Source organism: Streptomyces tricolor (assembly GCF_002155905.1).
Classification (GTDB): Bacteria; Actinomycetota; Actinomycetes; order Streptomycetales; family Streptomycetaceae; genus Streptomyces; species Streptomyces tricolor.
Window position 1 is genome coordinate 1 of the sequence record NZ_MUMF01000765.1, and the last position, 5,780, is coordinate 5,780.

The 5,780-nt window shown below is 74.2% G+C and carries 6 protein-coding genes; 3 read left to right on the forward strand and 3 right to left on the reverse strand.

Annotated features, from left to right (window positions below; translation table 11 throughout):
- Nucleotides 1-1,345 (reverse strand): MFS transporter (locus CCN44_RS39065; protein WP_086703786.1); only part of this gene is annotated, 1,345 nt, incomplete at its 3' end.
- A 218-nt stretch (nt 1,346-1,563) separates the two neighbouring features.
- On the opposite strand from CCN44_RS39065, the gene CCN44_RS39070 reads away from it, so the two are divergent.
- Nucleotides 1,564-2,145: a TetR/AcrR family transcriptional regulator gene (locus CCN44_RS39070; RefSeq protein ID WP_059246515.1), complete on the forward strand. Its 582-nt coding sequence runs from the start codon at nt 1,564-1,566 to the stop codon at nt 2,143-2,145.
- A 57-nt stretch (nt 2,146-2,202) separates the two neighbouring features.
- On the opposite strand, the gene CCN44_RS39075 is transcribed toward CCN44_RS39070, so the two are convergent.
- Nucleotides 2,203-2,718, reverse strand: a complete 516-nt coding sequence (locus CCN44_RS39075) for a hypothetical protein (RefSeq protein WP_059246514.1) — start codon at nt 2,716-2,718, stop codon at nt 2,203-2,205.
- A gap of 130 nt (nt 2,719-2,848) precedes the next feature.
- Between CCN44_RS39075 and CCN44_RS39080 the strand changes: the two genes are divergently transcribed.
- Nucleotides 2,849-3,193: a cupin domain-containing protein gene (locus tag CCN44_RS39080; RefSeq protein ID WP_059246513.1), complete on the forward strand. Its 345-nt coding sequence runs from the start codon at nt 2,849-2,851 to the stop codon at nt 3,191-3,193.
- On the opposite strand, the gene CCN44_RS39085 is transcribed toward CCN44_RS39080, so the two are convergent.
- Nucleotides 3,183-4,211: a LacI family DNA-binding transcriptional regulator gene (locus CCN44_RS39085; RefSeq protein WP_059246512.1), complete on the reverse strand. Its 1,029-nt coding sequence runs from the start codon at nt 4,209-4,211 to the stop codon at nt 3,183-3,185. The genes CCN44_RS39080 and CCN44_RS39085 overlap by 11 nt on opposite strands.
- 154 nt (nt 4,212-4,365) lie before the next feature.
- Here CCN44_RS39085 and CCN44_RS39090 point away from each other — a divergent pair, with 154 nt between their 5' ends.
- Nucleotides 4,366-5,517: a Gfo/Idh/MocA family protein gene (locus tag CCN44_RS39090; protein WP_086703789.1), complete on the forward strand. Its 1,152-nt coding sequence runs from the start codon at nt 4,366-4,368 to the stop codon at nt 5,515-5,517.
- Nucleotides 5,518-5,780: the final 263 nt, after the last annotated feature.

Consider the following 5,780-nt stretch of genomic DNA (forward strand, 5'->3'; position numbering starts at 1 on the left):
GGGCGGCGCCGGCCGCGGCCAGGCAGAGCAGGGCCAGCAGGGCCCAGCCGTGGGTGTAGCCGGAGGCGTACGGCAGGCCCGAGGGCTGGAGCCGGCCGGTGACCAGGACGCTGGTGAGCGCGGCGCCGATGGAGCCGCCGATGGTGCGGATGTTGGCGTTCATGCCGGTCGCGGCGCCGGTCTGCTCCGGCGGCACGCTGCCCACGATGAGGTTGGCCATCGAGGCGAAGGCGAGTCCGATGCCGAGGCCGAACAGGCCGGCGACGACGGCTATCTGCCACGGGGCGTCGTGCCACAGGGTGAGGAAGCCGCAGGCCAGCGCGCCGAGGGCGGCACCCGTGGTGAGCAGTGCCTTGGCGCCGACGCGGGGTTCCAGGCGGCCCGACAGGACGCCGGAGAGGAACATCGCGACCAGCATCGGCAGCATGAGCAGGCCGGACGCGGTGACACTGGCGCCGAAGCCGTAGCCGGCCGCGGACGGCGTCTGGACGAAGCCCGGCAGGAAGGACCAGATGGCGTACATGCCGGCGCCGAACAGCAGGGCGGCCGTGTTGGTCGTCCACACCGCGGGCAGTCGCAGCACCCGCAGATCGATGAGCGGGCTGCGCGAGCGGGCCTCGGCCGTCAGCCACACCGCGAACAGGACGACGGCGGCGGCGAACAGGCCGAGCACCCTGGCCGAGCCCCAGCCCCACTGCCCGGCCTGGCTCAGGGGCAGCAGCAGGGCCACCAGCCAGCCGGAGAGCAGCACGGCACCGCCCCAACTGACCTTGCCCTCCGCCCGCTTGGGCGACTCGGGGACGTACCGCAGGGCGATCAGGACCGTCGCGGCGACGACCGCCACCGGGATCCAGAACAGCCAGCGGTAGTCGAGCGCGGACACGATCGGGCCCGCGGCCACCATGCCGACCCCGCCGCCGGCGGCGATCACCGCGGAGAGGTTGCTGATACTGCCGCTCACCTCGCCCGGGGCGAACTCGTCCCGGATGATGCCGAAGGAGAGCGGGAACAGGGCGCCGCCGACGCCCTGGACGATCCGGGCGACGATGAGGACGCCGATGTCCGGTGCCAGCGCGGCGATGAGACAGCCCGCGAGGACGGCCAGCAGGACGGCGACGAGGGTCCGCTTCTTGCCGACGAGGTCGCCGACCCGGCCGAGGATCGGGGTGAAGACCGAGGCGGACAGCAGATAGGCCGTCATCACCCAGGTCGCGGTGGACTGGGAGGTGTGCAGGGCGTGCTGGACGGTCGGCAGGGCCGGCGCGATCAGCGACTGGAGCATGGAGAACACGCCGGCACCGGTCGCGAGGACCGTGAAGGTGAGGCGGGTGGACGCGCGGGGCATGGAGAAGCCTCTCCGGAATCGGGGATGCGGAGGGTGGGGAAGTCGAGGGGCACGGTCGTACGGGCCGCGCCGGGGGATGCCTGCGGAACGGGGGCCGGCCGGGCGGGCCGCGTCCGGCCACGGCGGAGCCGACCCCGCACTGTTAAAGTGGAGGTGCTCCTCCACTCTAGCGGAGGTGACCCTCCGGTTCCAGTCGATTCCCTCCCCGGGAGGCAGCAGTGACGGCCACGCCGTTCCCCGTCAGCGAGATCGTGGCGGCCCGCCGGCCGCACCGTAAGGACGCCGCCCGCAATTACGACGCCCTGCTCGGGGCGGCCCGCGAGGCGTTCGCGGAGCACGGCGCGGACGCCTCCCTGGAGGACATCGCCCGCCGCGCGGGTGTCGGCATCGGCACCCTCTACCGGAACTTCCCGACCCGCCGCGACCTGTTCGAGAGCGTCTACGCCGACGAGGTCAACGCCCTGTGCCGGGCGGCCGTCGAGCTGACGGGGCGCGAGCCGTGGGAGGCGCTGACGACATGGCTGGACCGGTTCGCCGGGTACATGGTCACCAAGCGCGCGGTGCGCGAGGCCCTCGACGGCCGGTCGGACATCTTCCAGTCCTGCCGCGACTCCATGTACGCGGCCGGCGGCCCGCTGCTGGAGCGCGCCCAGCAGGCCGGGATCGCGCGGGCGGACATGGACTTCGGCGATCTGCTGCGGATGGTCGCCGGGATCACGGCGACCGCGTTCGAGGACGACGCCCAGCGCGACCGGGTACTGGCGATCGCCCTGGACGGGGTCCGCACCCACCACCGCTGAGCATCTGCCGCGCTGGGCACTCCCGCCGCCGGACGGACCTCAGGCGGCCGCACCCGGCTACTTGATCAGCGCGTTCGCCACCACCACGATCAGCCCCAGCAGCGCGTCCCCCAGCCCGACCAGGACGGCGACCGGCCAGCTGCGCGCCGACCACCGGGCGGTGACGAGGCCGAGGCCGAACAGGATCACGATGTTGAGGACGAACGCCGCGTACTCGACGCCCTTCGCGGACCACCACCCCCAGCGCGCGCCCGCGAGCAGGAAGACCGTGGGCAGCACGGCCGTGACGAGCGGCCACTCGTTGCGCAGCGCGAGCAGCACGTCCCACCGGCGGTGCGGGGTGCGTTCGGCGATGTAGTGGGCGTAGCCGTGGGCGAGGGCGGAGGCGCACGCGGTCACCAGCACCCACGCGGCGTCGTAGCCGCGGACGTCGGCGGAGGTGTGCCCGTACTGGGTGAGCGCCGCGACCATCGAGCTGGCGAGGACGGCACCGTACACCCCGCCGAAGAGGACGATCTCGCGCGTGTCGTGGTGCCGGGGCGGTGCCGTGCCGGCCGCCGGGGAGTCAGCCATGTCCTCACGATCACCCGGGCGCGGCGCCCCCGCCACTTCGCGCACCCCGACGAAGTGTCCCCCGACCAGGCCCGATGCCCCACACACTGTCCACGGCGGCACGGCTCGCGCGCCGACTAGGGTCGGCCGCATGACGCACAGCTTCGCGCTCCACATCCCCGACGCCGACCTCGAACCCGAGCCCCTGGACCCGGCGCAGATCGTCTCCGGGAACCCGGAGGTCACCGGAAAGGTCGTGTGGGAGTCGGCGGACGGCCGGCAGATCCGCGGGATCTGGCAGATCACCCCGGGCGTGGTCACCGACACGGAGGCGGACGAGCTGTTCGTGGTGATCAGCGGGTCCGCGACGATCGAGGTGGCGGACGGTCCGACGCTGACGGTGGGGCCCGGCGACATGGCGGTGCTCCGCGCGGGCGACCGTACGACCTGGACCGTGCACGAGACGCTGCGCAAGGCGTACGCCATCAGCCTGTAGGGCGCAGGTCCTCCCCGGGCGGGGCCGTCGTCCCGCGGATCTCCAGCGTCGGCGCCGCCAGCTGCACCCGCTCCTCGCCGTCCGGACGCGCGCACTCCGGCCGCTCGAAGCGGTCCAGCAGGCAGCGGGCGGCGCGCCGCCCCACCTCGTGCGGGGAGGTGTCGACGGTGGTCAGCCAGAGGTGGCGCAGCCGGGAGACGCTGGTGTTGTCGTACCCGGCCACCGACAGGTCCTGCGGCACCCGCAGGCCCAGCTCGCCGGCCGCCGACAGCGCGCCCACCGCGGCCATGTCGTTGACGGCGAGGAGCGCCGTGGGCCGCTCGGGGCGGCTGAGCAGGCGTACAGTCCCGCGGTAGCCGCCCTCCTCGGTCAGGTCGCCGGGCTCGACGAGCGGTGCGGCGCCGTGCTCCCGCATCGCCGCCTCGAAGCCCCGCCGGCGCAGCTCCCCGACCGCGCCGTGGCCCGCGAGGTGCGCGATCCGGCGGTGGCCGAGCCCGAGCAGGTGCTCCGTGGCGAGCCGGGCGCCCCGTTCGTCGTCCCCGGCGACGACGTCCACCCCCGGCGGCTGCGTCTCGCGCGCGCCGGCCACCACCACCGGCATCCGCCGCGCGAGCGCGCCCAGCGCGCCCGCGTCCGGGACCGTGCCGACCACCACCAGACCGTCGACGCCCAGGTCCAGGAAGGGTGCGGCGAGGTCGTGGCCCATCCGCCGGTTCAGCCGGGCGTCGGCGAGAAGCATGTGCAGACCGGCCGCGTGCAGCGGGGCGTTGAGCCCGTCGAGCAGCTCCACGAACCAGGGGTTGCGCAGGTCGTCCAGGAGGACGCCGACCGTGCGGCTGCGCTGCTCGCTGAGGCTGCGGGCCGCCGCGTTCGGCCGGTAGCCCAGCTCGCGCACGGCCCGCAGGACGGCCTCCCGCTTCTCCGGGCGCACCGGGCCGGAGCCGCGCAGCACGAGCGAGACCAGCGACTTCGACACACCGGCGCGTTCGGCCACATCGCGGATCGTCGGCGGTCTCATGGCATGGACCGTTCCACGCGGCGTGCCGCGCTGTCAAAGGGTTGACAGCCTGGCCATGTCCGAACAAAGGTGGCGTGGGCCGGGGATGGACCGGTCCAAGCGGAGGCCGACGCGGTCCGGCCGTCCCGTTCGTCCGCGCCAGGGAGAGGCTGTCATGGTGGATGCGCTCGGTGTCGCCGTCATCGGGTTCGGCTGGATGGGCCGGGTGCACACCCAGGCCTACGCCCGCCTCCCGCACCACTATCCGCGCCTCCCCCTGCGACCCCGGCTGATCACGGTCGCCGAGGAGGTGCCGGGGCGGGCCGAGGAGGCCGCCGAGCGGTTCGGGTTCGCCTCGGCGACCCGTGACTGGCGCGAGGTGGCCGCCGATCCGCGCGTGCGGGCCGTGAGCGTCACCGCGCCGAACTTCCTGCACCGGGAGATCGGCGTGGCGATGGCCGAGGCCGGCAAGCACCTGTGGATCGAGAAGCCGGTGGGGCTGACCGCCGGGGACGCCCGCGCGGTCGCCGACGCGGTCGCCACGGCGGGCGTCCAGGGCGCGGTCGGCTTCAACTACCGCAACGCGCCCGCCGTCGAGTCCGCCCGCGAGCTGATCGCCTCCGGTGAGATCGGCACCGTCACGCACGTCCGCATCCGCCTCTTCAGCGACTACGCGGCCCACCCCGATGGTGCCCTGACCTGGCGGTACGAGCGCGAGCGCGGCGGCAGCGGGGTGCTCGGCGACCTGGCCTCGCACGGCGCCGACCTGGCCCGCTTCCTGCTCGGCGACATCGCCGCGCTCACCGCCGACACGGCGATCTTCGTCCCGGAACGCGCCCGTCCGAGCGGCGCCACGGCCGGCCACGCCCTGGCCTCCGGCGGCGAGCCCGGCCCGGTCGAGAACGAGGACTACGTCAGCTGCCTGCTGCGCTTCGCCTCCGGCGCCCGCGGGGTCCTGGAGGCCTGCCGGGTCTCGGTCGGCGAGCAGAACAACTACGGCTTCGAGGTGCACGGCACCCGGGGCGCGGTGTCCTGGGACTTCCGCCGGATGAACGAGCTGCGGGTCAGCCGCGGCACGACGTACCAGGACCAGCCGGTGAGCACGGTGTACGTCGGGCCCGGCGCCGGCGAGTTCGCCGCGTTCCAGCCGGGCGCGGCCAACGCGATGGGCTACGACGACCTGAAGGTGATCGAGGCCTACCGCTTCGTCCGCTCCATCGCCGAGGGCACGCCGTACGGCACCACCCTCGCGGACGCGGTGCACAGCGCCACGGTGCTCGACGCGATGGCGGAATCGGCGGAGAGCGGCCGGTGGGTCAGCCTGTAGGGCCCCGTGGGCGGGCCGCCGACGACCGACGAGCCGGCCAGGCAGCACCGATGCCGACCCCTACGCCCCGTGGACCGTCCCGGCAGGCACGCTTGGGCAGGACCGAGAGACCGGGAGCCGGCCGACAGCCCCTCGCGGACCGGCCGACAGAGACCGACGGCCCCTAGCCACCCTGGACCAGCCAGCAGAAACCGACGGACCAGACCGGCAGGCACGGCCGGCCCGGCCCGGCCCGGCACGAGACCTGGCTCCTATACACATCT

Excerpts from the sequence above, each read along its gene's own strand:
- CCN44_RS39090 (WP_086703789.1), top strand. The coding sequence starts at position 4,366 with ATGGTGGATGCGCTCGGTGTCGCCGTCATCGGGTTCGGCTGGATGGGC.
- CCN44_RS39085 (WP_059246512.1), bottom strand. The coding sequence starts at position 4,211 with ATGAGACCGCCGACGATCCGCGATGTGGCCGAACGCGCCGGTGTGTCG.
- CCN44_RS39075 (WP_059246514.1), bottom strand. The coding sequence starts at position 2,718 with ATGGCTGACTCCCCGGCGGCCGGCACGGCACCGCCCCGGCACCACGAC.
- CCN44_RS39080 (WP_059246513.1), top strand. The coding sequence starts at position 2,849 with ATGACGCACAGCTTCGCGCTCCACATCCCCGACGCCGACCTCGAACCC.